Origin of the sequence: Bradyrhizobium sp. B025 (assembly GCF_042257955.1) — a bacterium.
Taxonomy (GTDB): Bacteria; Pseudomonadota; Alphaproteobacteria; order Rhizobiales; family Xanthobacteraceae; genus Bradyrhizobium; species Bradyrhizobium diazoefficiens.
Genome location: NZ_CP170150.1, coordinates 997,201 through 1,022,988 on the forward strand (window position 1 = coordinate 997,201; position 25,788 = coordinate 1,022,988).

19 protein-coding genes and 5 pseudogenes are annotated in these 25,788 nt (G+C 60.0%); 13 read left to right on the top strand and 11 right to left on the bottom strand.

Features of this window, described 5'->3' with window-relative positions:
* Positions 1-7: 7 nt before the first annotated feature.
* Together istA and ACE10W_RS04715 are read right to left on the bottom strand one after the other, a co-directional pair.
* Positions 8-1,384, bottom strand: a pseudogene (gene istA / locus ACE10W_RS04710) (IS21-like element ISFK1 family transposase); the annotation flags it as partial.
* 128 nt (positions 1,385-1,512) lie between these two features.
* Positions 1,513-2,301 (bottom strand): hypothetical protein, encoded by a 789-nt coding sequence (locus ACE10W_RS04715; protein ID WP_231166594.1) that lies wholly within the window; start codon positions 2,299-2,301, stop codon positions 1,513-1,515.
* A gap of 322 nt (positions 2,302-2,623) precedes the next feature.
* Here ACE10W_RS04715 and ACE10W_RS04720 point away from each other — a divergent pair, with 322 nt between their 5' ends.
* A complete protein-coding gene (locus ACE10W_RS04720; RefSeq protein ID WP_231166593.1) occupies positions 2,624-3,346 on the top strand; it encodes an EAL domain-containing protein in 723 nt (240 codons plus the stop codon).
* 336 nt (positions 3,347-3,682) lie between these two features.
* Here ACE10W_RS04720 and ACE10W_RS04725 read toward each other — a convergent pair whose 3' ends face one another.
* On the bottom strand, positions 3,683-3,874 hold the full coding sequence (locus ACE10W_RS04725) for a hypothetical protein (protein WP_014498042.1): 192 nt from the start codon (positions 3,872-3,874) through the stop codon (positions 3,683-3,685).
* A gap of 411 nt (positions 3,875-4,285) precedes the next feature.
* Between ACE10W_RS04725 and ACE10W_RS04730 the strand changes: the two are divergent.
* Positions 4,286-5,064: pseudogene (locus ACE10W_RS04730) on the top strand (IS5-like element ISBj2 family transposase).
* 387 nt (positions 5,065-5,451) lie between these two features.
* The gene (ltrA, locus tag ACE10W_RS04735) at positions 5,452-6,927 is read left to right on the top strand and encodes a group II intron reverse transcriptase/maturase (protein WP_370205531.1); all 1,476 of its coding nucleotides are present in this window, start codon (positions 5,452-5,454) and stop codon (positions 6,925-6,927) included.
* Positions 6,928-7,025: 98 nt separating this feature from the next.
* Here ltrA and ACE10W_RS04740 read toward each other — a convergent pair whose 3' ends face one another.
* Positions 7,026-8,375: an IS701-like element ISBj6 family transposase gene (locus ACE10W_RS04740; protein ID WP_038951335.1), complete on the bottom strand. Its 1,350-nt coding sequence runs from the start codon at positions 8,373-8,375 to the stop codon at positions 7,026-7,028.
* An 899-nt stretch (positions 8,376-9,274) separates the two neighbouring features.
* Here ACE10W_RS04740 and ACE10W_RS04745 point away from each other — a divergent pair.
* Positions 9,275-10,813: a DUF1521 domain-containing protein gene (locus tag ACE10W_RS04745; protein ID WP_014498039.1), complete on the top strand. Its 1,539-nt coding sequence runs from the start codon at positions 9,275-9,277 to the stop codon at positions 10,811-10,813.
* Positions 10,814-11,527: 714 nt separating this feature from the next.
* Here the strand turns inward: ACE10W_RS04745 and ACE10W_RS04750 are convergent.
* Entirely contained in the window at positions 11,528-11,731 is a 204-nt protein-coding gene (locus tag ACE10W_RS04750) for a hypothetical protein (protein ID WP_011084467.1), read from the bottom strand.
* 628 nt (positions 11,732-12,359) lie between these two features.
* Positions 12,360-12,602: pseudogene (locus ACE10W_RS04755) on the bottom strand (hypothetical protein); the annotation flags it as partial.
* 398 nt (positions 12,603-13,000) lie between these two features.
* Between ACE10W_RS04755 and ACE10W_RS04760 the strand changes: the two are divergent.
* The 3 genes and pseudogenes from ACE10W_RS04760 to ACE10W_RS04770 all read left to right on the top strand — a co-directional run.
* A pseudogene (locus ACE10W_RS04760) lies at positions 13,001-13,807 on the top strand (IS6 family transposase).
* Positions 13,808-14,095: 288 nt separating this feature from the next.
* Entirely contained in the window at positions 14,096-14,902 is an 807-nt protein-coding gene (locus ACE10W_RS04765) for a hypothetical protein (RefSeq protein WP_011084471.1), read from the top strand.
* Between the two features lie 85 nt (positions 14,903-14,987).
* A pseudogene (locus ACE10W_RS04770) lies at positions 14,988-15,188 on the top strand (transposase); the annotation flags it as partial.
* Positions 15,189-15,397: 209 nt separating this feature from the next.
* Here ACE10W_RS04770 and ACE10W_RS04775 read toward each other — a convergent pair.
* Entirely contained in the window at positions 15,398-16,150 is a 753-nt protein-coding gene (locus ACE10W_RS04775; RefSeq protein ID WP_304550869.1) for a DUF1488 family protein, read from the bottom strand.
* A gap of 986 nt (positions 16,151-17,136) precedes the next feature.
* Here ACE10W_RS04775 and ACE10W_RS04780 point away from each other — a divergent pair.
* From ACE10W_RS04780 to ACE10W_RS04790, 3 genes are all read left to right on the top strand, one after another.
* Entirely contained in the window at positions 17,137-17,748 is a 612-nt protein-coding gene (locus ACE10W_RS04780; RefSeq protein ID WP_375762507.1) for a DUF2441 domain-containing protein, read from the top strand.
* An 84-nt stretch (positions 17,749-17,832) separates the two neighbouring features.
* Positions 17,833-18,513 (top strand): hypothetical protein, encoded by a 681-nt coding sequence (locus ACE10W_RS04785; protein WP_375762508.1) that lies wholly within the window; start codon positions 17,833-17,835, stop codon positions 18,511-18,513.
* 191 nt (positions 18,514-18,704) lie between these two features.
* Positions 18,705-18,851 (top strand): hypothetical protein, encoded by a 147-nt coding sequence (locus ACE10W_RS04790; RefSeq protein WP_375762509.1) that lies wholly within the window; start codon positions 18,705-18,707, stop codon positions 18,849-18,851.
* A 373-nt stretch (positions 18,852-19,224) separates the two neighbouring features.
* Here the strand turns inward: ACE10W_RS04790 and ACE10W_RS04795 are convergent, their stop codons facing one another.
* On the bottom strand, positions 19,225-19,437 hold the full coding sequence (locus ACE10W_RS04795) for a hypothetical protein (RefSeq protein ID WP_375762510.1): 213 nt from the start codon (positions 19,435-19,437) through the stop codon (positions 19,225-19,227).
* Between the two features lie 627 nt (positions 19,438-20,064).
* Here ACE10W_RS04795 and ACE10W_RS04800 point away from each other — a divergent pair.
* Positions 20,065-20,739 (top strand): methyltransferase, encoded by a 675-nt coding sequence (locus tag ACE10W_RS04800; protein ID WP_375762511.1) that lies wholly within the window; start codon positions 20,065-20,067, stop codon positions 20,737-20,739.
* A gap of 257 nt (positions 20,740-20,996) precedes the next feature.
* Here the strand turns inward: ACE10W_RS04800 and ligD are convergent, their stop codons facing one another.
* Both ligD and ACE10W_RS04810 read right to left on the bottom strand, forming a co-directional pair.
* Positions 20,997-21,944: a non-homologous end-joining DNA ligase gene (gene ligD / locus ACE10W_RS04805; protein WP_375762512.1), complete on the bottom strand. Its 948-nt coding sequence runs from the start codon at positions 21,942-21,944 to the stop codon at positions 20,997-20,999.
* Entirely contained in the window at positions 21,941-22,279 is a 339-nt protein-coding gene (locus ACE10W_RS04810; protein ID WP_375762513.1) for a hypothetical protein, read from the bottom strand. Before ACE10W_RS04810 ends, ligD begins: the two co-directional genes overlap by 4 nt.
* A gap of 342 nt (positions 22,280-22,621) precedes the next feature.
* Here ACE10W_RS04810 and ACE10W_RS04815 point away from each other — a divergent pair, with 342 nt between their 5' ends.
* The gene (locus tag ACE10W_RS04815; RefSeq protein WP_375762514.1) at positions 22,622-23,749 is read left to right on the top strand and encodes an AI-2E family transporter; all 1,128 of its coding nucleotides are present in this window, start codon (positions 22,622-22,624) and stop codon (positions 23,747-23,749) included.
* A 199-nt stretch (positions 23,750-23,948) separates the two neighbouring features.
* On the opposite strand, the gene ACE10W_RS04820 is transcribed toward ACE10W_RS04815, so the two are convergent.
* Positions 23,949-25,241 carry an Nramp family divalent metal transporter gene (locus ACE10W_RS04820; protein WP_375762753.1) on the bottom strand — a complete coding sequence of 431 codons (1,293 nt, stop codon included), beginning with the start codon at positions 25,239-25,241 and terminating at the stop codon, positions 23,949-23,951.
* A 200-nt stretch (positions 25,242-25,441) separates the two neighbouring features.
* On the opposite strand from ACE10W_RS04820, the gene ACE10W_RS04825 reads away from it, so the two are divergent.
* Positions 25,442-25,786: a DUF1236 domain-containing protein gene (locus tag ACE10W_RS04825; RefSeq protein WP_375762515.1), complete on the top strand. Its 345-nt coding sequence runs from the start codon at positions 25,442-25,444 to the stop codon at positions 25,784-25,786.
* Positions 25,787-25,788 lie beyond the last annotated feature (2 nt).

Below are 25,788 nucleotides of genomic sequence, written 5' to 3' on the forward strand. Positions count from 1 at the left end.
CCGGTCAGTCGGCGCCGTAGCTTTTGACGAGCGCCAGAATGCCAAGGCAGGTTCGAAAGCCTTGTTCTGGATGGGGCCGGGCGTCGATCACGGCCTGGAAAAACGCTGCTGTCGAAGGACCGATCCGCTCGCCGGCGGCGATCACCGCGGCGGGGGTCTATTCGCCGTAGCGGCGATGGGCGCTGGGCATGTGGTCGGCGATGGTGGTGTGTCCGCGTCGGTTGGGCGCGCGGGCATGGCTGGCGATCCGCTGGCCCTTGTGGAAGATCTCGACCGTCCGATCGTCGATACGGGCATCGACCAGCTCGCCAATCAGACGATACGGCGCGGAGTACCAATGGCCGTCGACCTCGACATGATAATCGGGAGCGAGGCGGCAGCGCTTCCAGCGTGCGAAGGCATAAGGCTGATCTGGCAGCGGGGTTAGCTTGGGTTTGTCGAGTTCGGCAAACAGTTCGGCGCGGCTTGAGCCGAAGCCACGCATTTGACGAGCATTGAGTTCGTCGACGAGTGTCTTGATGGCGGCGTTGAGCTCGGCCCGGGAAAAGAAGCGCTGATTGCGCAGCCGGGCCAGAATCCAGCGCTGGGCGATTTGCACCGCGACCTCGACCTTCGCCTTGTCTTTTGGGCGCCGCGGCCGTGCGGCGAGAATGGCCGTGCCGTAATGGCTCGCCATCTCGGCATAAGTGCGATTGAGGCCGGGATCGTAGCGGTCGGGGTTGCTGACGGCGGCTTTGAGGTTGTCGCAGACCACGAACGTCGCCGTTCCGCTCAAAAACGTGAACAAGTTGACGTGGGCCCGGATCCAGTCGGCCAAGCTCTCGCTGGGGCAGGCCTCGGCGTAGGTGTAGTTCGAAGCGCCCATCGCCGCGACGAACAGCTTCATCGGCTGCACTTCCCCGGTCAGGGGATCGACGATGTCGATGGTGTCGCCGGCGAAATCCACGAACACCTTCTCGCCGCCCAGATGAATCTGCCGCATCGAAGGTCGGACCCGCCCCTTCCAGGCCTCGTAGGTAGTGCAGAACCACGTGTACCCGAAACCGTCGGGATTAACGGCGCGATACTCCTCCCAGAGCAGGCGACGGGTTACGTTGCGCCGGCGGAGCTCTTTATCGATGTAGCTCCAGTCGGGCACCGGCCGCTGCGGGCTCTGAGACGCTGGTCGTGGGGCCGGGAAAAGCAAAAGCTCCAGGTCTTCATCGGTCATTCCCTCCGGAAGCGGCCAGCTCAACCCAGCAGAGCGGGCGCGGCTCAGGTAGCTGTGCACAACGCCGTTGCTGACGCCCACGCTCCGCGCGATGGCCCGCTCTGGCAGGCCTTGAAAATGTTTTAACCGAAGGACTTCCTTGATCCGGCGCATCGACAATCTCTGGGTAGGCATTGGACTTCCTCGTTAACCACGAGGTCATCCCTAAGCCGGTTGAGTTGTCGGCCGAAGCGCTGCAAGGCTCCGAAAGCCTTGCTCACGATCCTGCGAAATCGTTGCTCACGATCCCCTGAAATCCGCGCTCACGATCCCGCGAAACGCGCATGAAACTGACGAGAACCGCTTTGCTGGGCGATTTCCCGCCTGTTGCGTTGCGTAGCTTCGGCATTCACAACGAATTCGCCATTGGAAAGCATTGCGGGAATGCTGTCCGAGACGCTTGTCCCAGCGCCGGAGACGAAGCCGCCGGTGCTAAAGCTAGGTATCGACATAGAGCTGATCGCGGCGACCTTGGCCATACCGGCAGCGAGCACGCCCGCAGCCAACGCATCATTGAATGGCGGCACGGCCGATGCCAACGCCTTCGTGAAGGCGGTGTAAGTGTTGATCCTTGCCTCGACAATGCCGAACGCTTTAGCCGCCGTCGCCATAGCCATGCTGTGCTTGCCGAATTCCTGCGAGAGTTGTGCAAATTCGCCCGCCATGGAGGCGCCGGCGGTGTTCCACGTCGATTGGGCGTTCTCCGCTAGCCTTTGTTGCGCATCCAGGAATTGCTGCGCACTGATCGTATTGGCGTTGAATTGCGCTTGGATCTTAGGCTCCTGTAGGTAACTCTCAGAGGGAGTCAAGTTCGCTTGGATCGTCTGGAGCCCGGCCAGCGTCATGGCGTATTCCGAAGTCTTCTGCTTCAGCAGGTCGAGCTGCACCTGCTGCGCGGCGGTGATCGCGGTGTTGTTCGCCCGCGCGATCGACTCCGTTTGCAATTGCAGCTTCATCGCCTCCATTGCGCCGGGAAGCAGTCCATAGGTTGCCACCTCGGCCTTCATTCCCTCCGGCGACTTGCTTTGCGATGCAATGAACTGATCGACCACGTTTTTTCCGCCCATCACCGAAAAGTTGAAATCCTTCTGAGTCTTCGATGCCTTGTCCGTCGATGCAGCCGCGGCTTCCTGGGGACCGCGCTCACCGCAGTATCGACCGCGATGAAGGCGCTCGTCACCAGTGGGGTGATTGTTTCACGGCCGCCTTCGAGAAGGTGAAGGGCGGCATCGCTGGGATTGAGGAGACGGCAAGGCGCCGTGTTCAAAGTCGCTCGCCAAATACATCTCAACCGTCTCCGGTTGCGAGCCCTTCCACAAATTGTCGACGATTCTTGCGTCATTGATGCCGCTCGAGCCCGCACCGAGCCCGGCAGTGGATGTGCCCGAAGCGCTGAAAGCCAGCTCGCTCGAGCTGTGGTATCAGCAGAAACTTCATCTCCGGACATTGGTTCCGAGCGGCGCCGAGGCGCTGATCCGGATGCGCCATCCCGCATGGGGCGTCGTGCCGCCTGCCTACTTCATCCCCGACGAAAGCGATCCGCATTTTCATGCGCTGTCCGAGTTCGTGATCGCGCGCGCGATCGAGGACTGGCGCTATCTGCTCGGGCAGATCGGACCGGTCGATCTCTCGATCAACCTGCCGATCTCGTTTCTGGCCGACGATGCTGCGGTGCGCGAGCTTTGCTACCGGATTCCGGATCATGCGGCGTTCGCCGGCCTGCTGATCGAGATCGACAGCGCCGAGGTGATCGACAATCTCGACCTGGCGATCGATGTCGCCCGGCGCGTTCGCCTGCACAATATCCGCATCTCGATCGACAATGTCGGCGCGAAGTGGCCATCCTTGCTGGGATTGCCGGATCAGCGCCTCAAGCAGACGGTGTGCCGGCGTATCGTCGAGCTCGCACACGACTCCGGCGCGCAGGTTATTGCGCAGGGGGGCGAGACGCGCGCGGACTTTCTTGCCGCACATGAGATGGATTTCGATCAGGTCCAGGGTTACCTGTTCGGCAAGCCGATGGGCGTCAAGAAGTTCGCCCGCTCGCGCACGCACTTCTCGGAGAAAGAGCCGATCGTCCTGACGCATGGCGCCTAGTCAGGCGCGAGTGTCGCCATCGATCGCGCGCAGCGCTTCGCCGCGGGCGATCAGGCGCTTTGTGTGAATCGGCGGATGGAATGACCCTGCCCAGATTAATGATGTCAACGGCTTAACGTGCCGATCGGCGCCGGGCCCCGCGCCAACTCACATGCTGACGGCGGTCGTCTTCCCCTCGGCTTTGCTATGCACTTCAAACTCGAGAGATCGATTCGTTCAGGATAATGTCCTGAATAACGAGATAAGCCGTACGGCAGTTGCCGCACGGCTCTTCCGGAGTTCGTCATTCACTGCGCGGATCCGGTAGCGACGCGCTGAGCCGCCGTCTTGGCAGACTTATTGGACGCGCTCGTCGGCGACCTTCTTCTCAGAAGAGAGCTCGGTCGTAATTCTGCGCATTGCCACGGCCTGGGCCTGAACTTTTTGGCTAACACGCTCGAACTCAGCCATCTGGTTCTGGAAACCGGCATCCTGGGTCTGCTGGGTAGCAGGAGCGGCGCCGTTACCGCCAACACTATTAACCGCCATGTCTATTCACCTTTCTTTATGATAGTCGTTAGTTGTGGCCTGCTACGTCGGGCGGGCCGACGATACGAGGGGCAGGAATAGAAAGAAAGACGGTGCTCGCCCCCCAGACTTCTCAGGCTCAGTTCGGCGCTCTTGCCGAGACCAACGGTCTTGGGCTGTACGTTGTCCGTTTTGCCGGCGTTCTTGTTTTCGGCGGCCATCGCTTTCTCCTATGCTCGTCTTGTTACGTCTCAATAGACGTGCTCGCCTAGAGTTCAGCAGCCTCACGCTAGGCGCGCTACCTTTCGAGAAGCTGACGAGTCTCGGTCGGGGTGATTAGGTCGATCCTTTGCAGCAGCCCATCACCTGCCGGCAGCTGCAACCTCACCTAGGGTCTGTACCTAAATAGCGCCACGTGATTCTCTTGCCTACGTGTTGATTCGGGGGCGAGAGAATGCGCGCTGGTTTGTTTTGGCTGAACGACAGGCAATGGGCGCGTATCGAACCGCATCTGCCGAGGGGACTGACGGGGCCGGATCGGGACGACGACCGACGCATCGTCAGCGGCATCATTCACATGCTGCAATCGGGTGCACGATGGCGTGATTGTCCACGTGAATACGGCCCTTACACGACGATCTACAATCGCTTCAATCGCTGGGCCAAGCGAGGACGATGGTGCGCAATCTTCGAAGCGCTGGCCAAGCCTGGCGAAGACGGCGTCGTACTGTCGCTCGACTCGACCTCGATTAAAGCTCACCGGTGTGCCTCCGGCGGAAAAGGGGGGAGCACAATCAAGCAATCGGCCGCTCGCGCGGAGGCCGCACGACAAAAATCCATGCGCTGAGCGATCCGCTCTGCCGGCCGGTCGTCCTGCATCTGACTCCAGGCCAGGATGCCGATATCGCTGCGGCTCCCGATGTCCTGGCGCTCGCGCCACCCATGAGCGTGCTCCTCGCCAAGGGTATGATGGCGACAAGCTTCGCGGCGCAATCATTCGTCGTGGCGCCAAGCCCGTAATCCCCAATAAATCTAACCGTGTCGTCATCCATCGCTTCAACAAACGCGCCTACAAAGGACGAAATGTCATCGAACGCTGCTTTGGCAGGCTCAAGGACTTCCGGCGCATCGCCACGCGATATGACAAGCTCGCCCGTAATTTTTTGGCCGCTGTTCATCTCGCCGCTCTCGTCGCATATTGGCTCAATTGAGTCTGGACCCTAGCACTACTTTGGGTGCGCCGGGAGACCGGCAAGGAGGAGATGGTGAAAGTCCATTGCGATGAAGGTGTAGCGAACCACATCGGCCCCGAGCCGTGCGCAGGCGTCCGCGAGGGTGTCGGCGAAGCGTCGGTAGGGGAGCATGCAGGCCAGCCATTGAGCCGCGAAACAGTGTTATCTCGGGAGCCGACGCTGTCCAAAGAGCGGAAGGCAATATGGGCGAGTGCGCAAACGCGAGCACCCGTCCAACCCGGCGTGGTCGTAGACCCTGGCATGTATGGAAGCTCCTTGTACGGGAACCGGGATATCTCCGGGTCGGCCATCTTCCTTCTCGGAGGAGATGGTCCGCAGCGGGAAGGCGAGGAGCTGTAGCCGCTGATGCACGACACGGAGAAGTCTGACTCTGGCATAGTAGCTGAGAAGCCAACGAACAAAGCCGGATTACTGGCGGCGGAGTGGGCGGAGCCAAGGCCGGGGACCAAGGGAAACGCGGAACAGCAGCGCATGCACCGGACACAGGGCCGGGCTCGCATGACCCAGTCGCTGGACCGCGTACGGACAGCCGCAAGGCTGAGGAAGAAGGACCGGTTCACCGCGCTCTTTCACCACATCAATGTCGATACACTGCGGGCGGCGTTCTTTGCGCTCAGGCGTAAGGCTGCTCCCGGAGTGGATGGCATGACGTGGGAGGACTACGAGGAAGATCTCGAGCCCCGGCTCGCCGATCTGCACAAACGGGTCCAACGAGGAGCGTATCGCCCGCAACCGTCTCGCCGGACGTACATACCAAAAGCAGACGGCAAGCAGCGTCCGTTAGCGATCGCGGCTCTCGAAGACAAAATCGTCCAGGGGGCCACCGTCATCGTGCTCAACGCCATCTACGAAGGAGACTTCTGTGGCTTTTCCTACGGGTTTCGGCCCGGCAGAGGACCACATGATGCGTTGGACGCGCTCTGCACAGCGATCGAGACGCGGCAGGTGAACTGGATCATTGACGCCGACATCCAAAATTTCTTTGGCGCAGTCAGTCAACCTTGGCTGGTTCGCTTCTTGGAACATAGGATCGGCGACAAGCGCATCATCCGCCTCATTCAGAAATGGCTGAAGGCGGGTATTCTCGAAGACGGCGTCGTAACCGCTGATGACAGGGGAACGGGTCAAGGTTCGGTGATTTCACCGCTCCTTGGCAACATCTACCTGCACTACGCTCTCGACCTGTGGGCCAAACGCTGGCGACAGCGCGAGGTCTCCGGCGGCATGATCATCGTGCGTTACGCGGACGATGTAGTAGTCGGCTTTGAGCGCGAGGATGACGCACGTCGTTTCCTTGACGCGATGCGCGCGAGACTGGAGGAGTTCGAGCTGACGCTCCATCCGGCCAAGACCCGCCTGATTGAGTTTGGTCGCCATGCGGCGGCTCAACGCAAGCAGCGCGGACTCGGAAAGCCGGAAACCTTTGCGTTCATGGGGTTCACGTTTATCTGCGGCAAATCACGCCGAGGGCGCTTCCAGCTTCAACGGAAGACCCGTGGCGACCGCATGCGAACCAAACTCCGCGAAATCAAGGAGGAGCTGAGGCGCCGAATGCACTGGCCGATCCCTGCACAGGGGAGATGGCTGAGGCAGGTCTTGACCGGCCACTTTGCGTACTTTGCTGTTCCGACGAATGGCCGAGCGCTCAATGCGTTTCGGTTCTACCTGACCGATCTCTGGAGGCGTACGCTTCGGCGGCGCAGTCAGCGGACCTGTCTGACCTGGGATCGCATAACGCAGATCACCGACGACTGGCTTCCCAAGGCTCGCATCCTTCATCCATGGCCGAAGCTGCGCTTCGCCGTCAAACACCCGAGGTAGGAGCCCGGTGCCTTAATTGGGCTCGCCGGGATCTGCGCGGGGGGCGCCCAGTGATGGGTGTCCCTACCGCGAACAGAATGTGTTTTGGCCGCTGTTTTTCAAGGATTTGCTTTCGGCAATATGGGCATTGCTGAGGCGGCGGCCGAAGGATGAGATCGACGATGGCATGGCGTACGGCGGGCATGGTTGGTTGAGGCGGAGGCCCGTTGATTCTTTTTTTTCCGCCCCGCGTATGCGAGGCGACGATGTTGCAGGAAGGCGTAGGCAATCATTGTCATAAGGGCGTGGCGATGAAGACCTTGCCATGATCGCCCTTCGAAGTGATCAAGTCCAAGCTCCTCCTTCAACTGTTGATGCGCCTGCTCACAAATCCACCGTGCCTTGATGGTGGCGGCCAGCGTGCGCAGATCCGTCGTCGCCGGAAGATTGGCGAGATAGTATTTGCTCTCCCCGGAGGCACGTTGCTCGCCAATGAGCCAGACTTCGTCGCCTGGGAGATGCTGCTGACCTTTATCCCATATCCGCTGCGGAGGGCCGTCGGCGGTGCGGACACGGAGGGCAGCAAATCGGGCTTTGAGCCGACCTTTCGTCCCGCTACGCCAACTCACGGTTTTCCATTTGGCGCTGGCCAGCATTTGTTCTGCCGCAATCGATAAGATATCGGGCACGTGGTGCTTTCGTGGTTTGCCACGGACTTTGGTGATCGGCCAAATGAGCTTCACATCGACGGGATACACTTTCTGGTGCCGAGGGATACCGACCGCCCAGGCCAGCCCGCGCTCTGTTAGCCCTTGTCGAAACGGTGCGCTGAGGCCGTATCCTGCATCCGCCAGCACACATCCAAAGCGCATGTTGGCTGCCATCGCGCGGTCAATCTCGGCCAAAGCGATCTCCGGCTTGGACCGTGGCGTTCGGTGTTCGATTGGCACGCGAGCGCGCTTCAAACGGGGCATGTCGCTTGTCCAGCTGTCAGGCAGAAAGAGACGTAACGCGACCATCACTGGCACTTCGCCGCGCGCAAGCGTTAAAGACACCAGCGTTTGGCAATTTGCAGTTTTACCGAGAGCCGATGCGTATTGCGCCGCAACACCGACCGATCGCTCACCCTTCTTCGGCAGTGAGGTGTCATCAATAACCAGCACCGCATCCCTGCCGCCGACGAGTCGGTCCGCCTGGTTGAGCAGCTCTGTCTCCAGCGGCGTCGCGTCCCAGACACCGTCGGCAATGAAATGGTGCAACTGGTCGTAGTTGCTCGTGACAAGGCGTTCCGCCATCGGCTGAACGCTCTTGCGATCGCCAGGACCGATCAATCCCGCAACATACAGAGGACACATCCGCTGCCGGGTCTTATGACCCAGCCGGTCCAAGAACGGCATCAGCCAGCGTTCGAGTTCGTCTTCCCATCCCGGCATGGTCAGCCCTCCAAGAGCCGACCACCCATGAATCATTGAAAAATTGATTCGGGAATCCTATAAAACGCGGCAAAATCAACAATCTGCCAAAGTAGTGCTAGTGAGGCTAGCAGCGAAATTCTGACCTACGTGCGCGGTCAGGCGCGCACTTGGATCGATCGGCCAACAGGTTGGCTGTGGCGTTTGTCGATCAGCGCTGAGTCATCCAATCTGAAGTCTTTGGAGACTCATGGCGTGGGGCGGTAGCCTGGTTAGGGCCGCGCGCTGATGCTGTAGAGGCTGTTGGTGTGATCGCCCGTATCCCCACAGATCGCGTCCGGAATCTTCGGATCGCCGCTGGCGGCAATAGCGGCGTGGCCGGAGCGGTTGGAATGCTGCTTCCCAGATCCGCTGGAGTGACTGGCGGAATTGCGGCGACCGCGTCACTTATCGACAGAATGATATGCCTCTCGGTCCCGATGATTGTTGCATCAAGAGCAAGCGGCGTGAATCTCGCATGCAACAGGACCGATCGGCGCAGCCGACATCGGACAGTCGATCGATGTTAACGAAGCGACGTATCACATGTGATCGGCGGGCGTCGATAGTTGCCTGAGATGGTCCGTCGTGACGGCCGGCCGCCGCGAGCAACCATGCGATCCGCACCCCTCGGATGCTACGAGGGTTGCGATGCTCAGTCGGTGGTTCATTGTCGTCAGCTTTTCGACAGGTGCTGCAGGTAGAGTCCCTGCGAGTTCGATGGGCGCGATATGCTCGCGCCGAGCCGCTGCGAAGGTGATGAGAGAGGGGGCTCATCGAGGCTGCCGGGGCTGGTGGCGAGAGGCATTCATTCGCTCACCATCGGGCCAAGGGTGCGGCCTGAAATGCTTCCTGTTGATGCGCGCATAACGCTCGCAGTTTTACCGCTTTCTTCGATGCAATCAGGAGTGAACTAAATGGCGTATCTTCCCGTGGCCGGTCTCCCCGTGGTCGGCGCACTCGATTCGACGGTGAATGGGGTGGGGTCAGAGGGGGTGGTTGCCAGCCCAGCTTTCAGCACACTGTTGGGACAGTATGTCACGCCGGGTGCCTACCAGTACCTGCCGGCAGGCGCTGCCGTCGTTGTCGCTCCGGTGGTCGTTCCTGCAGGTGGCGTCACAACCGCTGTCGTGGCTCCGGCGGTCGTCACTCCAGTCGTGGCTGCTCCCGTGTACATGATGGCTCCGCCTCCTCCTTTCATGCTGTTGAGCCAGCAAAGTTCGGGTTCGGAGCCTTCCGTCGATCCGGTATGGACGCATGAGGTCAAGGATGGCAAGGCCACGATCAACCTCGGCGACAAATATACGATCACAGCCAATGAGAAGGATGGCACCTGGACTGTCCGCAACAACCAGACCGGCCATGTCACGAAGATCCATGGCGATCCCCATGTTGACGCTAACGGGGACGGCAAGGATGACTTCGACTTCAAGAAAGATATGACCTTCCAGCTCGACGATGGGACCAAGATTACCGTCAATAATGTCGACTACGGTAATGGTGAGACCATCTCCTCAAGGCTGACCATTACGAACGGCCACAACGCGATGGTTGTGGAGGGGCTCGGCGACGACAAGGATGGCAAAAACAATCTGAGGGTGACTCAGTCCAACGCTGGCATGACTCTTGATGAGCTGACACCCGATGGTGCCCAGACGATCCATGAGAGCGGCCAAGGCTGGGTCGATGGCGCCGGCGGCGTGGTGAATCAGGCGAGTATCGATGCCGGCGAACAGGGTCGCGCGCCGGGCAACTACCAGTCTGCAAGCGCAACGCCTGCCAGTGCAACACCCGTGTTCTTCGTTCCTCCTCCACCGCCGCCTCTTGCGATGGTTCCGTTTGCCGTCGCTCAGACGCCAGCGCCGTCATCTCAGCCAGCGCCAGTGTGGTCGCACGAGGTCAAGGACGGCAAGGCGACGATCAACCTTGGTGATAAGTATACGATCACGGCCGATGAGAAGGACGGCACCTGGACCGTTAGGAACAACCAGACCGGCCATGTCTCGAGGATCCACGGCGATCCTCACGTCGATGCTAATGGCGACGGCAAGGACGATTTCGACTTCAAGAAAGGTATGACCTTCCAGCTCGACGACGGCACGAAGATTACGGTGGACACGGTCGATTATGGCAAGGGAAAAACCATCTCCTCGAAGCTCACCATCACCAACGGCGACAATGCCATGGTTGTGGAGGGACTCGGCGACGACAAGGATGGGAAAAACAATCTGAAGGTCACGCAGTCTAATGCTGGGCGAACGCTTGATCAGCTGACGTCCGATGGAGCTCAGACAATCCATGAGACAAATCAGGGGTGGGTTGACAACTCCGGACGCAAGGTGACGCAGTCGGTGATCAACCACAATGAGAACCCGGATGCGCCGCCGGATTTCAAGACGATGATGCGCGAGGCCATGTTCCGGCGCATTTTCGGTCGCGATGCACAGCCGGCATGAGGCCTGATCCCGGGGATGTCGGAAACTCGTGGAAGCGGGCGCTAGCGCCCGCCTTTCATTTTCGCCAAACGGCCGCGAGAAGGGCAGCTTGGCGATCTATCGATTTAGGATCGACGGTAACAGCCAGATTGTCTTGGCAATCGCAGCCTTGGCGCCGACAAACGGGCGGAGGGCCTCCAGGCCCGGCTACCCGGCTAGAATTGCTGCGGCGCGTTGCCGGCGATGGAGGCGCTGCACGGGAACGGTGCTCTCAGGTCTGTCTGCACGTCAACGTCCTGCAGATGCAGGCGTCGCAGCGAAAATCCCGGCCAAGATCGTAGATTGGATTGGGGACGGCCTCGGCGGCGCGATCTACCCTCGGCTCAAAAGCATAAGCCACTGTTTCGCGTTGAGCCCTGCCTGTCTTTAGCCTACGAAGCCGGGCGTGAACCCTTGCGCTCCCAGAACATCCATCATCCTCTCACGAAGCCGGAGGCGCCATGGCTTTGAGCATCACCATTTCCGTCAAAGTCTGCTGTTGGGGACGCCAAAGGGACGTCGCAGCAGCCCGCTGCCAAAAAGATCCAGGTGCATTCGGATTCGCGGAGCAGTTCGCAGCGGACCTGAAAGATCATAGAATGCGCATCTAACTGCTGGCGTGTGCCAAGTCTCACTTGGCACGTCTTCGATTCAATCACCAGGCGGCCGTATCGCTATCTGGCGCCGACCATCGGCTCATCCATCATCAAGCTCGCTCATGGCCTCATCCATATCCGACTGCGAATCGCTTATGACTTGCGTCGCGACGGAAACGAGAGCCTTTTCGAATGCTCGGCGCAGTAGCGCTGCACGCGTGTCATCGCCGCCGTTCTCGGCGGTGTCGGAGGGGGCGCCAACCTGCGACGCTGTTGCATTGATATCGGCTGCGTCTGCGTTCATGTCGTAACACCCGGATAGCGGCGTCGCCTAGATGACCTATCCTCTTCATGCTAGCAGGAGCAGCTTGCGAAAAGCTGACTAAGATCGAGCTTCCTTGGCGGCTTCATCCATGATCGAGAAGGATCATGAGCACGCGCCAGCGGAAGTGATGACATTCAAAGCGGCGCGCGATGCTGCTGTCGAGCTGGCTGCACGCAAGCGGGCCAATCTCGTCAAGGTGCTGCCTTAAAGCATTGCGGACTCAGGGCTTTACCTCCGACGGTTCAATCACGAAGTAGCATGTACCGGGGCGAAGGCCGCATACGTTATCGCAGGTGCACGGGCCGCCATCACATTCGTCTCCTTTTCCGCCAGTTAGCAATTCGTGGAACAGAAACGCGCCCTCTGCAAATTCCTTTGCGTTGCCTTGGCGAACTCCTCGGATACCGTTTTTCGATTGAGCGATTGCTTTCGTATACAGATGAAGTTTCGGGCAGTTCGCAGCAATGCCGAACGCCGCGCCCTGCAGAAATGCAACGCTTCGGCCATCGGCGTGCGCTGATGATGAGCACGGCCGTTGTTGGCGATTTGAACAACATCAGACCTCTTGTCCCCATAACACCATACCGATTGCGGCGCTAAAGCATCGCTACCCTGCTGTTGGCTGATCTTCCTTATCCGCGCCGCGCATCACGATCTTCAGCGCATCATCCGGCAACGGCCGCTGCAGTGCCTTTGCTTCATCCCGCGGCGCGCGCATCCATACGTCGCGCTCCTCATCGGTCGTCAGGAAGCCATAAACGAGGTGAGGGCCGGGGGCCGGCTTGGACTTGGTGCCCCGGTCGCCCTTGAACCCGGTCCAGATGCCCGCGATCAGATGGGCATGGCGGCTACCGGCCGGTTGTACACGCCGCTCGCGGGAGAGATCGACAGGCGCGCAGCCAGCCAAGGAGCAAGGTTGTGTTCCAGCCAGCCATGGCAATCGCTGATGAGCGATCCTCATCAGTGGTCGCGTTGTCGACCGTGGTGAGGCATCCGGGCGAAACTTTGCGCCGCAATGCTGCTCGAAGAACAGGGAGTCGTCCAGAAACCTGACGGCGTTTGCCAATGAGGTTGGTGAGCGTGATTTTGGTTTGATGAGCGCTCATCCATGCGAATAAGTTGCTGAGAAACACGATGCCAGCAGGTCGGACAAAGCCGAGATTGCCGAAATCGTTGATGACCTCCGGCGGCCAGCCGTTGACGGCGTGCGCCGCAAGATCGGCCGCAACCTTCGACAGGGACAGTCCATTGAACGGTACCGTCAAATTAACGAATTGGAGCGGCGGAGGGGTAGACGACCGGCAGACCGCCCGGGACCCTCTTTATCGCCGCCATCGCACCGGAAGTGATCAGTTATCCCGTTTGGTTATATTTCCGGCTTCCCTTAAGCTTGCGGATGGTCGAGGAAATGCTGGCGGCGCGTGGCATTGGCGTGACCTATGAAACCGTGCGCCAGTGGGGACGGAAATTCGGCAAGCCGTTCTCCGATCGGATCCGCCAGCGCACTCCCCCTCGCGGTGACAAATGGCATCTGGACGAAGTCGTTATCTCGATCGCGGGCGAACAACATTGGCTCTGGCGCGCTGTCGACCAGAGTGGCTTCGTTCCTGACGTCTTGATCCAGCGCCGAAGAAACTCGCGCGTTGCGCAGCGGCTCATGAAGAAGCTCTTGAAATCCGCCGGCACGCCGCCGCGCGTTATGATCACGGATAAGCGCGTTCGTACGGCGCTGCGAGGGCGAAGATGGGCTTACACGTCGAACATCGCCAGCACAAAGCTCTCAACAATCGGGCCGAGAATTCTCATCAGCCGACGCGGCGACGCGAGCGGATCATGACGCGCTTCAAATCGTCCCGTCAGGCTCAACGGTTTCTGTCCGTTCACGATCAGGTCGCGAACCTTTTCCACATCCCCTATCCCGGAGCCGCCACCGCCGACTTCCGTCGTGCTTCGCGCGAGCGAGCCTTTGCGACTTGGCGCGAGATCTCCATGACAAGCGCTATCGCCGACTCTCGACCTCTGAGAATCGCCTCCTTCGGCTCGGCGGTCGATTAAGTTGACGATGCCCCCTGATGAGCCAGAGCCTCCCTTCTCGAAAAGCCTGATCAGTCTCAAATTGTCTGACGACGGACAATCGTTGCCACTGTCTCAGCCAGGCTGCTGTCATCCGAAAGACGGCAAATCCGGGCGCGGGTCCACCCTTCTTCCCGAGCTCGTCAGCTTCTCGAAAGCCAACCTTCCTAGCATTCAAGCCCGGTCTCTAGATGCCGATGCCGCCCATGCTGAACTAGGGGGCCCGCTAGTGGATCTGCAGGAGATTTTGTTATCAGGAAGGAGAGCTTTATGGATTCCAATCGGATAAGCGGTGCCGGCGCGCAAGGGTCTCCAACGGGTTACGTCCGGACACAGGAGGATCATGATCTATTTAGGCAGGCCGCGAATGAAGCCCGGTCATTATCATCTGCCGGGCCTGTGTCGGCACAGACGCCGATTTGGCGTTCGAGCGCTCCATACGGAAGCTTTTCACGCGATGGCTACTCTTGGAACAACGACGTATGGGGCCCGCACCCTGGGCCTCAGACGATTTCGGTGAGTGCAGCCAACCGGTGGAGCGTGTGGTCGAACCAGCCCAATACTCCTGGCATCAAGAGCTATCCGCACGTGGCTTTCAATATCGGGAAACCGCTCAGCTCAATCAACACTCTGAGCTCGAGCTTCAATCAGGAAGTTCCCACTGGCGGCGCCTGGGATGTCGCCTACGATATCTGGGACAGCTCAGACCGACATGAGATAATGCTCTGGACAAACTACACCGGAAACTCGGACGGGAGCGGCAACGTTAAGCCCATTTCATATCATTATGCCCCTTCCGGTGCGGCGATTCCGGTCTACAGCAATGTCAATGTAGGCGGGGCGACTTGGAACGTGTTTGAAGGCGAAGGCTCCGATGGTCACAAGGTCATCTCATTGCTGCGCACTTCGAAGACCAACAGCGGGACAGTGGACATCAAGAGTATCCTGCAGTGGATCAAGTCGAAGGGGTACTTTGGCGACATAAACGTCGGTAGCGTCCAATACGGCGTCGAGATTACCTCGTCCCCGGGGGGAAAGAACTTCAATTTCAACAACTGGTCCGTGACTTCGAAGTGAAGTCCGCGCGGGCGGTAAGGTGAGCTGCACTATGCCAATGAGCCACGCTGACTGACGGCCTTGGCTTGCCGCTCACATCCCGACCGCCACGATCGCTGAAGTCAACCGCGAGATTGAGGCGATTGCCTCTCAAAGCGATACTGCACGTCGATTAATGACTATCCCGGGCATTGGGCCACTCGCGGCGACAGCGCTTTTGGCAGCAGCTGGATCTGCCCCACAGTTCAAAAAGGCCCGCGATATGGCAGCTTGGCTGGGTCTTGTTCCTAGAGAATACTCTACGGGAACTGACCACGACGGAAGCGGTGAGCACCGCAGAAGCTATTGAGACCCTTCGGCCGTTGCCTTGGGCGAGATTGCTCCTCAACCGGATCGAAGATGGCGGTGGTTTAACCACGGAAAATATGTCCGCGCTGTTCGAGGCGCGCTTCGGACAGGCGCTGCATGACTGCGGCATCACTCCGGTATACGAATATGCGGCGGGGGTCGGTGAGACTAGCGTTGATTTCGCCTGCGGAGTTTGGAACGTCGAACTTCTCTCGTTCGACGAGACAGACGCGGCGAAGGCCGCCTCCTGGGAGGAAGGATCGACCTTCGGCAAGTCGCTCTCTTCGCCTGCGCCGCCAACGGCTGACGAGGCTCAGCTCGACGAGGCGGAGCGGCAGCGCCGAAGTGATCTGCGGAAGCAAAGTCCCGAAGCCGGCGAAGCAGGTCCTTGTGTCGATCAAATGCTTGAACCATCTCCTCGGAGCCAGGCCGAAGACCGCGCTCTTCGATATCTTCAAGAGTGTCGCCGTGGACTCTGCAGATGACAATCCTCCCGTCGGTCACAACGCCAAACTGAACCGTCGCTCCCTGCGCCTCGAAGGCTTCGTGGACAAACAGATCCGGACGACGAGCACGTGTCTTTTCCGGCTGGAATAGCGGAAAAGTTCGCAATGCTGCGAGCGCATCCTCCTTCGATGCGAACAGCGCGGGGTTGTGATAGAAGCGAATGAAATACTGCAGCTCTTCGCGTTCGTAGGTTTCCTCGGAAACGATACCAAGGAAGTGGACTCGCTCTCGAAAGAGCCGCGCACCCCGCATCCGGTTGCGCGCATCAAACGCGCCGGCAATTGGAAATTCTCGCCCGTCATCGGCGATCCATCGATACCTCGCCCATTCAGGCACGGCGTCCGCACCATAGGCTATCTGCCGGCAATCCCAACGATCAATCTGTCCGAAAGTCCGAGCATCAACGACCAGCATTGATCGCCTCGCGCCGTCTGGCGCGGGGAACTTGGACGGCTGCCCGTCATTCTGCGCTTTGCCGACGATCCTCTCGATCCCCTTCAGTGTCTCTCCTTGCGCTGGAGAAGGCTAAGCGAGATCTGGTCGAACGCGATGGCACCATTTTTCTGGTACCCAGGGATTTGAGCTTGCTTCCGGTCCGGGCGCCGCGCGCTTAAAATCGAGTCACTCCTAAAGCTTAAAGCTAGGGATCGAGTCACTCTTACCGGGGACTTGAGCTACGCGCACAGCGACCGCCAGGCGCATTTGACGCTGCGCAAAGTCAAAAAGACCCCCCTTGACTCCTTCGCGCTCGCGCCTGGTCGTCAGAAAAAATCAGTCGAAATAACCGTGCAGCATCAGCGGCCTATGAAATCGAGTCACTCTTAAAGGAGGCGATCGAGTCACTCTTATAGAGGAATCGAGTCGCTCTTTCGGTGTCCGCGCACAATTTGTCGGGACCAATCAGAAGCGAGTCGATTAACTCATTGATCTGCAACGAGCCGCCAAAAAATCGTGAGTCGACGAACCAAGAATTCGTGATTCGATTTGGCCAAAAAACCAAAATTTGTGAGTCGATACGCTTAAGCCACACGATCTGGCGCAAAGCGCCAGAAACTAAACGCTATATGTAGGGACTTGTTTATTTTTCGGTTTGGAATTGGCCGGACAGTGAAGCGGCGGAAGCCGTCGCCGTTGGCCAAGAGGGATCTCCGTTCGAACCGAATAGACAAGCGTGATGAGTATACGCCGAAGCGCTTGTAAAATGGCAGCAGGGGCGACTGATGCATGTCGTTGCCGCAGCTCATCCGGCGCTGCGCGTGCAAGTACGCTCAGGTTTCGGTTTCGGAGGGGGCCCATCCTCAGGGCGTCGCCGGCAGGTCGGCCGACGCTCTGCAGCGCCGGATGCCCCAAGACATGCGATGGCGAAAATCCTATGATAATCTCCCGCGAAGCGAGGGGGCATGGTCGAACCAATCAAGAGTCGCAAGCTGTATCAAGTGACGGTAACCACGCCGTACAAGCAGGCGTTCGTGAAAGGCCAAAAGGCCACCATCGGACGGGATTACACGCCGTTCTTCCGTTTCTTCGAGAATGTTCGCGAGTATCCCGTGACCGACGGCAGCACAGGGGTGGTGTCGCCGGTGAATGCCTTCGACTGGCTGCACCGGGTCAGGATCGGCACCATCCAGAGCCTGCCGCAAACGGTCGCTGCCATCGCCTGGGAGGTCAGCCAGCATTACCTGATGCTCACGCGCGAGTTGTTGATGGAGCAGATCCGCGTCGGCGAGTTCAAGGGCCGACCACCGTCCCGGCAGCGCTGCCTTTATCTCGCGGAAACCGCCGAAGAGGCCCGAAGCTGGCTGCCGCTGCTCGGCGATCAGGGGAGTATCTGCGAGCTCACCTGCACAGGCACCATCCACAAAGGGGATTCCCGCCAGATGGTGATGCTGAGCGAACCCCTGTCCGTAACCACCGATCGCGCGCGGGCTTACTGGCGCGGTGATGCCACCGCCGCGCCCCGGTGGGAAATCCTGTTCGTCGGAGAGGCCGAAGTGACGGGCCTCGGATTGTGATGACAGATCGTATCATCCTCACCGAAAGGGCTTGAACCGCCGCTAGATTGCATGCTCGTTTACGCCATCATTCGGGAGGGGGTGTTGCTGGAAGCCAAGCTGCCGACGCACGACGAGGTTCTCGACTTCGGATCGGCGCACAATCCGCTGGTGTGGCGGAAGCATCGTGAGTTTCTCACCGATCCTTCAAAGCTGGACGCCGTGCTGACGGCTTGCCGCGCAACGCCCGGAAAGCTCAGCCGCCGGCAAGTGTTTGCTCTCGCCGACGCGAGCCGGGAAGAAGGTGTGATCGCCGCCATCGTCTGGGGATTTCCGCGCGGTTCAATGCCCGGCGGGAAATGGCTCGGATTTGCCGAGGCGTTCGGCAAGCCGGACGCTTTTGGGGAGGCGTTGAGAGGACTTAAGGCAAATCCGAGCGCCGCGACCCCCGCCATTGTCGGCCTGAACAGCCTCGTACCCGGCCTCGGATTCGCCACCACGACCAAGATGGCTTATTTCGCGCGGGTGACGTTCCAAGAAGGGCCCGCGCTCGTTTTCGACGCCAACGTCATCAAGGCCATCGCTGATCCTGGCGGCGCATGGGCGCGGCTGTTTCCGAAGACGAGGGCGCTTCTCGGCCCACGGCCAACCCATGCCCATGGCGTGCTCAGCTACGGTAGCTTCATCGAGGAGGCCTCCGCTCTGGCGGCTCGCCACGATACGGCGGCGGACGTGATCGAGGTCGCTCTGTTCCGGTCCGCCGCGCGCCCCGGAACGTGGTCCTAGAGATAAACCATCGGCACCGACACCGCCCGGCACTGTGGGTGGAAGACGGGAGGCTAGAACCGATACCGTCAGGGGCCAAAGCGGCGGCCGGTCAGAGAGGTTCGCAAATCCTCAGGCAAAGGCGGGCGGTGCGCTCTAAGATGGAGCTTTCGAATCGTGCTTTTTTGCGAATCCATTGCGAGCGCCCCTGAATGTCCACCCCTGTCAGCGTGACCGATCGCGAACGCTTCGATGCCGAGCGTGCTTTTCGCGAGCGCGAGATCACGGCGCAGGAGCTCGCGCAGAAACTTAAGAAAGGCAAACGGACCATCCAGGGGGCCGCATCCGGCGGTCGTTGAGAGCCATCAAAAACCTCGTCGGCGGAAGCATGGTGCTGGCGTTCTGCGCGCCCGGCCGAGACCGCGTCTACGCTGCAGCCGACGGAAAAGGACTGAGATGGCGCAAGACGATGCGAGTTTCGTCGGGCGCTGCGTGATCGTCGGCTAGGTCGAAGGCGATCTGGTAGATGCCGCGGCGAGGCTTGAGAAGCTGAAGAAGAACGTCCGTGCCGAAGCTTCGAGGCGGCGGGTCGGCTGTCCAGATGCCGACGTTATTTTGTCCCTCGAGACGCGGGCGGATCGCGTTTAAGGCGGCTCGGCCAAGGGGCTTTAAGCGGTTCGAACTAGGCCCTCCGTCTACAGTTGGCCACTTCGCGCCGCAGCGCCCCTCGCGCTACGATTTCGGAGGGAGATCGTTAAAGTCGCCCGAGCACATGGCGTCCTCCGCGGCACGTCGCTCCAGTTCTTCTTTGGACGCAGGTGCGAACATCTCCTTTGCGATTTTCATGAACTCTTCAAATTCCACGATCGCGAGCTCAAAGCGCTCGAGCTTTTCTACCGTGATCATGCCGTCGCAGCACGCCATCAGGTTTTCGTATTTCGCCATCGCTTACTCCTCTTTGCCAATAACTCGGACTTTGGCTTCGCATGCCCGGGCGAGCGCGTACGGTGCACAACGAGATACCAAGTTGCGAGTGAAATTCGCGAATGGGGGTAACGGCGGCGTGGAAAACTGCCCGGTGGGAAGCTAATTGTTTTTCGACGCAACCAACGAGACTCGACCTCAAGTTGGTTCAACTCCATGGGTAAAGGTCTCGCCAGTTTGCCTATTAGGTGCTGGTTGGAAACGCAACAAACAAGGCGATCGAGATCAAGCTGTCGATCAATGGCGGAGAAAGTGGGACTCTCTTCCCCAGAGCGCCAGATGCGCGAAAACCACCGAAAAACAAGGATACCTGAACGGGCCGGTTGGTTTCTGTGACCACCGCTGTGTACCACCGGTTCGGGGATTCGGACCTTCAATCTCAGCCATTTTCGAGGCGGTCGAGGATCATAGGATCGGATCACAGGGAGCTCTCGCGGGGGGCGGAGACGAGAGATGATAGGTGCGGAGATCGCGGAAGGACCATTCGCGACCTTTCGCGAAGTCAAATTTGCAGCCGCTCCACGTCCGCCTTCGCGGCGCCAGACGGTTCGTGCTAGTCATCAGGGGACGAGACAACGACGGCCCGCCTTGACAGCCCAGACCATTGCCGACCCGCAATCCTTCATCCGTGCCAACACCCGGCTCCGGTCGGTGCCGCTGGTGCCGGAAATCGCGGTCTTCCTCGCCGATGAATCCTTGCCGCTCTGGCAGCAGACCGAGAACGAGCTGAACGAGGCCGGCCTTCCCCCGCCCTTCTGGGCCTTTGCCTGGGCGGGCGGCCAAGCGCTGGCGCGCTACGTGCTCGATCATCCCGATAGCGTGCGGGGCCGGCACGTGCTCGACATCGCTTCCGGCTCCGGACTCGTCGGCATCGCGGCGATGAAGGCTGGCGCGCTCGGGGTGACCGTGTCCGACATCGACGCCTTCGCGATCGCCGCGGCCGAACTCAATGCGGAGGTCAACCAGGTCCACCTCACGTCGTGCGGCGAGGACGTGCTCGACACTCAACCAAACGACCGATGGCAGGCCATCCTCGCGGGCGACATTTTCTATGAGCGGGACACCGCGGCGCGCGCCTTCGCATTTCTGGCCGACCATGCGCGCGCCGGCGCGACCATCTTGATCGGCGACCCCGGGCGCTGTTTCCTTCCGAAGGCAAAGCTTGTCCGACTCGCCGACTATCGCGTACCGGTGACCCGTGACCTAGAAGACACCGAGATCAAGCATACGGCGGTTTGGACCATCTCGCCGGATTCTCTGTAAGTTGCGTTGCACGGCGTCAGTCGTGGTCTTGACGAACTCAGGCGCCCAACAGTGCAATCACCGCCAGGTCAATCACCGCCAGGTCAATCGCCGCCTCGGAATTTCCCCGGCGGAAGGCGGCCTCGAGATCAAGACCACCAACGGACATCGTTCGGACCCGTACGGAAGGCTCTCGGGTTACCGCCTTTGCCGCCGTGGCCTTCGGCATCCGAGCGGGCCGCCGGCTGACTCAGGTCGTACGGCTCCTCTATGCGGCATTATTTTCGCGACCAGCTCTTTTCGCGAACGACCTCCTTGGGATTTTTGTCGGACCGCAGACCGAGATAGACTGGCTGGCGCAGCTCTCCCTTGCTGGTCCATTCCGCGAACTTAACTTCCGCGACCAACCTGAGACGCACCCAGGTCGTGACCTGCTCGTCCTTCACCTTGGCGGGAAAGGGCGACTTGGCCGTCTTGAGCTTCACGAGCTTGCCGTGAAGCTCTTCCAGAACCTGGTGGCTGAAACCGGTGCCGACGTGGCCGATGTACCGCCACGCATCGTCCTCCCGTACCGCCAGCACGAGGGCGCCGAAGAAGGGCCGGGTTCGCCTCGGCGCCGTGAACCCAGCGATCACCACCTCCTGCCGCTGCGCCGTTTTGACCTTCAGCCAGTCGGCGGTCCGGCGTCCGGACGCATACGGGCTGTCCGCGCGCTTGGCCATGATGCCTTCGAGATGTCTCTGCTCGGCTTCTGCGAAGAACTTCGTTCCATTGCCTTTGCGGTGGTTGCTGAAAGCGATCAGCTTGTGGCGCGGCAGGATGGCCTTGAGCCGCTTCTTGCGCTCCAAGAGCGGCAGCGCGCGCAGGTCCTCGCCGTCCGCGAACATGAGGTCGAACGCGCAGTACAGAAGCTTGGCCTCATGGCGCAGGGCATTCTGGAGTAATTGGAAATGCGATGCGCCGTCCTTGCCGATTGCGACGAGCTCGCCATCGATCACGGCATCCGCCTTCACGCCCTCTAGCGCTTTCGCGACCTCGATATAGGAGTGGCTGATGATCTTCCCGTTTCGGCTGTAGAGCGCAACCCTACCACGCCGGATTTCCGCAACCATGCGGAAACCATCGAATTTGTCCTCGAATACCCAATCAGAATCGTCGAACGGGGCGTCGGTCAGCGTCGCCAACATCGGCTGCAGGCGCTTAGGTAGCGTTGACTTTCGGCTCATTTCGAAGTTGACGGCGTATCGCGAACCGCCTGCTCGGGTCGGCTCCCTCGGAATGTGCCGATCATGCGCGTCCGAACAGAAACGAAACTTTTCCAGAGCTTCGCGAGCCAGGGGATCGTGAGAAGCTTAGGCTTCACGATGACGAAAAGCCGCTCCACGACCAGAATGCTGACCGCGTAGCACCCCACAATCATCGCCGTCCCGGTGATCCAATGGCCCTCTCCTGCCACCGCTACCGCGACGAGCTTCAGAGGCTCTACCGTAGCCGCCGGTAGAGCCAGCAGGAAGAGGGACGGATAGGGCCCAAGTCCCTCGATCGACTTTCTTAATTTCATGCGATGCTCCTCCGGGGAAGAACGAGGGCATCCTTCCGGTTGTTCCTGGTAACGGAACATACGTCGCCTTGTCTCGTTTTAAGCGTGCAGGGCCTGAGGAGGAAAGATTAGATGCGCGCGGTCAACGAACGCGGCGGCGAACTCAAAGACGAAATATTGCGCTTGGAAAATGAGGTAGCCACCTGGCGTAATAGACGGATCCAGAGACGAGGGACCACGACAGGCAAAGTGCATGTGGTCCGTATCTCCAAGCGTGTGATCCCGCAGTCTGGTCCGTCAGCGGACCAAACGTCAGCTACCGCAAGGCCGTAGCGGCGCAGCCGGGAAAGGCCCGAAGGTCGCATGACCGCCACAGCCAACGGGACACCGAAGAGACTTCATTCGGCAGCCTCGCCGGCCGAACAAAAGCCGCTCCCTCTGGGGGCGGGGGCCCGCATGAAGGCCAGAATTGTCCTGGCACTATTGTTGGTCGTCCTTGGACTTTGGACCGCCGCGAGCTTCCTGCCTGCTCTCATATGGGCCGCCATTATGGCGGTCGCCCTGTGGCCTCTGTATCTGGCATTCGCCACACACGTCTCGGGTGCTCCGTCCGGCTTGGCAGCGTTCCTCTTCACCGTCCTCGTCGCACTGATCCTAGTGACGCCGATTGCACTTGCCGTGTACGAGGTCGCACAACAAAGCAACTTGCTTGCCGATTGGCTGAAGAGAGCACGCGAGAGCGGCATCGGGGTGCCCGACTGGATCGCCCGCCTGCCGATCGCCGCCGAGAGCATGGAGCAATGGTGGCGGGCCAATCTTTCGGATCCGCAGGCAGCCGCGGAATGGCTGAAGTCGCTGAATGCGGACAACGTATCCGAGCTCTTTCGAACGTTCGGCGGTCAGCTTATACACCGGCTGTTCCTCTTGTTTTTCTCGTTGCTGGCGTTGTTCGCTCTGCTTCGCGGCGGTCAGTCAGTTGCGAGCCGCTTCCTCGAGACATGCGACAGGCTCTTCGGCAATGCGGGAGAAGGTCTGGTCGAGAAGATGATTGATGCGATCCGTGCGACCGTAAACGGTACGGTATTGGTTGCGCTTGGCGAAGGATTAGCGATAGGCATCGGCTATTTCGTCGCGGGGGTGCCCAACGCGCTGATCTTCGTCATCTTTACGACGGCGTTTGCGATGATCCCGTTCGGCGCCTGGGTGGCATTCACCGTCGCAGCCATCGTCACGACATCGGAGGGTGGAAGCGGGATCGCTGCGGCGGCGGTTTTCTTGTGGGGCTCAATCGTCATGTTTGCCGGCGACCATTTCATCTGGCCGACGCTGGTGAGCGGCTCAGCGAGGCTCCCATTCCTGCTCGCGTTCGTCGGAATTTTCGGCGGCTTGGCCGCATTCGGCCTTATTGGCCTCTTTGTGGGCCCAGTCATCATGGCCGCGCTATTGGCGATGTGGCGCGAGTGGATTTTCCGTCCTATTCCTGAGGCATGACGAAGCCGCAATGGCGGAGACGGGCATCGCCCAGTTCACCTAACATGGCAACCAACATAGTGTCCTCAGCGGGAGCGGGATCGTCGGCCTCTTATGCCGCTGTGTTTTGAGCACGTCGTCACCAATCGAGCCCCCATCAGCGGCGGGCCAGATCTAAGAAACTGTTTCGCTCCAGCCGGAGTTTCGATCGGTGGGCCGATTAGCTCCATATAGTAAAAGCCATACCGACGATGCACAAAAACATTGCGATGGTTGCGATCCATCCAAGCCAATAGACAGGTCCCGAAACTACCAAATCGCCCATGACCGATTTCCGCCGCACCAGCAGCATCATGACGGTCATGATCGGCGCAGCCAGCACACCGTTGATGACCGCGCTCCAATAGAGGGCCTTGATCGGGTCTAGTGCCGTGAAGTTGAGCCCGACACCGAGCGCGACCGATAGTGCGAGCACGCTGTAGAACGCTGCGGCCTCCTTCGGCTTGCGCGACAATCCGACAGGCCATTTGCGTCCTTCTCCGATCGCGTAGGCGGTCGAGCCGGCCAGGACTGGGATCGCGAGCAGGCCAGTTCCGATGATGCCGAGGGCGAAGATCAACTCGGCCAGCGCACCCGCGACGGGCCTCAATGCTTCCGCGGCCTGGGCGGACGATTCGATGTCGGTTTTTCCGGATGCGTGCAACGTCGCGGCGGTTGTCATGATGATTGCAACGGCTATGACGTTCGAGACCGCCATGCCGACGAGCGTATCGATCCGGATTCGCTTGATTTCCTCTTCCTCCTTCTGCGGCTCCTGCTTGAGCGGTTTCTTGTCGGGATCAATCCGCTGCTCCTCCGCTTCCTGAGAGGACTGCCAGACGAACAGATAGGGCGAGATCGTCGTCCCGAGGATCGCGACCAAGGTCGTCAGAAAAGGTCCGCTCCATTCGATCTTCGGAACGAGCAGTCCTTTCAGAGCCTCGCCCCAAGGCACCTTTGCGAGAAAAAGCGCGATCACGTAGGCGAACAGCACAAGCGTCAACCACTTCAGGATGGAGACGTAGCGCTCATACTTGAGAAAGATTTGCGCGATCACGGAGACGGCGCCGAAGACTACGACATAGAGCGTTGCCGGGCCCCCGATCAGAAGCTTGAGCGCATCGCCCATCGCTCCAAGGTCGGCGGCGACGTTGATCGTGTTGGCGAGGAAGAGCAGGACGATCAGAGACCAGATGATTGGAGCCGGGAAATTCCGGCAGACGTTTCCTGCGATGCCGTGGCCGGTGACCCGACCGATGCGTCCGGAGATTTCTTGGATTGCGGCCATCAGCGGATAGGTGATTAGCATCGTCCAGCCGATGCCGAATCCAAGCTGGGCGCCCGCCTGACTGTAGGTGCCAATGCCAGAAGGATCGTCATCGGAAGCGCCGGTGATCAGGCCAGGACCCAGGCGCTGCAAAAAGCTGTCCTGATCTTCATTCTCGACCGGCTTCTTGCTCGCACCCGCCTTCATCGTCACGTCCGACCCTCCGCTGTTTTAAATCCGCGGAACCGTAAACGCTCCTGCCGCCCTAAGGGTCCGCACGGTCGCGCGCGCCGTCGATTTCAGTTGCACCTCGCTCGGGAAAAATAGGCAATTTCCTGACGCGAATCCGGAACCTTGCCATCATTCGCGGGTTCTCGCATGCCGCATCCTGCGGCCAGGAGATTTTCATGAAGAAGCTGATGCTGACGTGCGCGGCTGCTGCGCTGATCTCGACGGGCGCGATGGCGCAGTCCACCGTCGTCACCACCACCGGCACGGGACATGCCGCTGCCGTACAGATCGAGCCCGAATACCGCACGAAGATCCGCACCTACGTCACCGAGCACAAGGTCCGTCCAGTGGAGACCCGCGAGAAGATCGTCGTCGGCCAGCCAGTGCCGCGCGACGTCGAGCTCGAGGCGGTGCCCGCCGACTGGGGTCCCTCGCTCACCAAGTACCGCTATGTCTACTCGGGCGAGCGCGTGATGCTGGTCGATCCGTCGACCCGCACGGTCGTCCAGGAGATCGACTAATC

Bases quoted from the DNA above. Each gene is read 5' to 3' on its own strand.
- ligD (WP_375762512.1), bottom strand. From the start codon at position 21,944: ATGAGCCGAAAGTCAACGCTACCTAAGCGCCTGCAGCCGATGTTGGCG.
- ACE10W_RS04810 (WP_375762513.1), bottom strand. From the start codon at position 22,279: ATGAAATTAAGAAAGTCGATCGAGGGACTTGGGCCCTATCCGTCCCTC.
- ACE10W_RS04825 (WP_375762515.1), top strand. From the start codon at position 25,442: ATGAAGAAGCTGATGCTGACGTGCGCGGCTGCTGCGCTGATCTCGACG.
- ACE10W_RS04815 (WP_375762514.1), top strand. From the start codon at position 22,622: ATGACCGCCACAGCCAACGGGACACCGAAGAGACTTCATTCGGCAGCC.
- ACE10W_RS04725 (WP_014498042.1), bottom strand. From the start codon at position 3,874: ATGGCGGTTAATAGTGTTGGCGGTAACGGCGCCGCTCCTGCTACCCAG.
- ACE10W_RS04780 (WP_375762507.1), top strand. From the start codon at position 17,137: ATGGTCGAACCAATCAAGAGTCGCAAGCTGTATCAAGTGACGGTAACC.
- ACE10W_RS04775 (WP_304550869.1), bottom strand. From the start codon at position 16,150: ATGCTGGTCGTTGATGCTCGGACTTTCGGACAGATTGATCGTTGGGAT.
- ACE10W_RS04745 (WP_014498039.1), top strand. From the start codon at position 9,275: ATGGCGTATCTTCCCGTGGCCGGTCTCCCCGTGGTCGGCGCACTCGAT.
- ACE10W_RS04750 (WP_011084467.1), bottom strand. From the start codon at position 11,731: ATGAACGCAGACGCAGCCGATATCAATGCAACAGCGTCGCAGGTTGGC.
- ACE10W_RS04790 (WP_375762509.1), top strand. From the start codon at position 18,705: ATGTCCACCCCTGTCAGCGTGACCGATCGCGAACGCTTCGATGCCGAG.
- ACE10W_RS04795 (WP_375762510.1), bottom strand. From the start codon at position 19,437: ATGGCGAAATACGAAAACCTGATGGCGTGCTGCGACGGCATGATCACG.
- ACE10W_RS04820 (WP_375762753.1), bottom strand. From the start codon at position 25,241: ATGAAGGCGGGTGCGAGCAAGAAGCCGGTCGAGAATGAAGATCAGGAC.
- ACE10W_RS04740 (WP_038951335.1), bottom strand. From the start codon at position 8,375: ATGATTCATGGGTGGTCGGCTCTTGGAGGGCTGACCATGCCGGGATGG.
- ACE10W_RS04765 (WP_011084471.1), top strand. From the start codon at position 14,096: ATGGATTCCAATCGGATAAGCGGTGCCGGCGCGCAAGGGTCTCCAACG.
- ltrA (WP_370205531.1), top strand. From the start codon at position 5,452: ATGCACGACACGGAGAAGTCTGACTCTGGCATAGTAGCTGAGAAGCCA.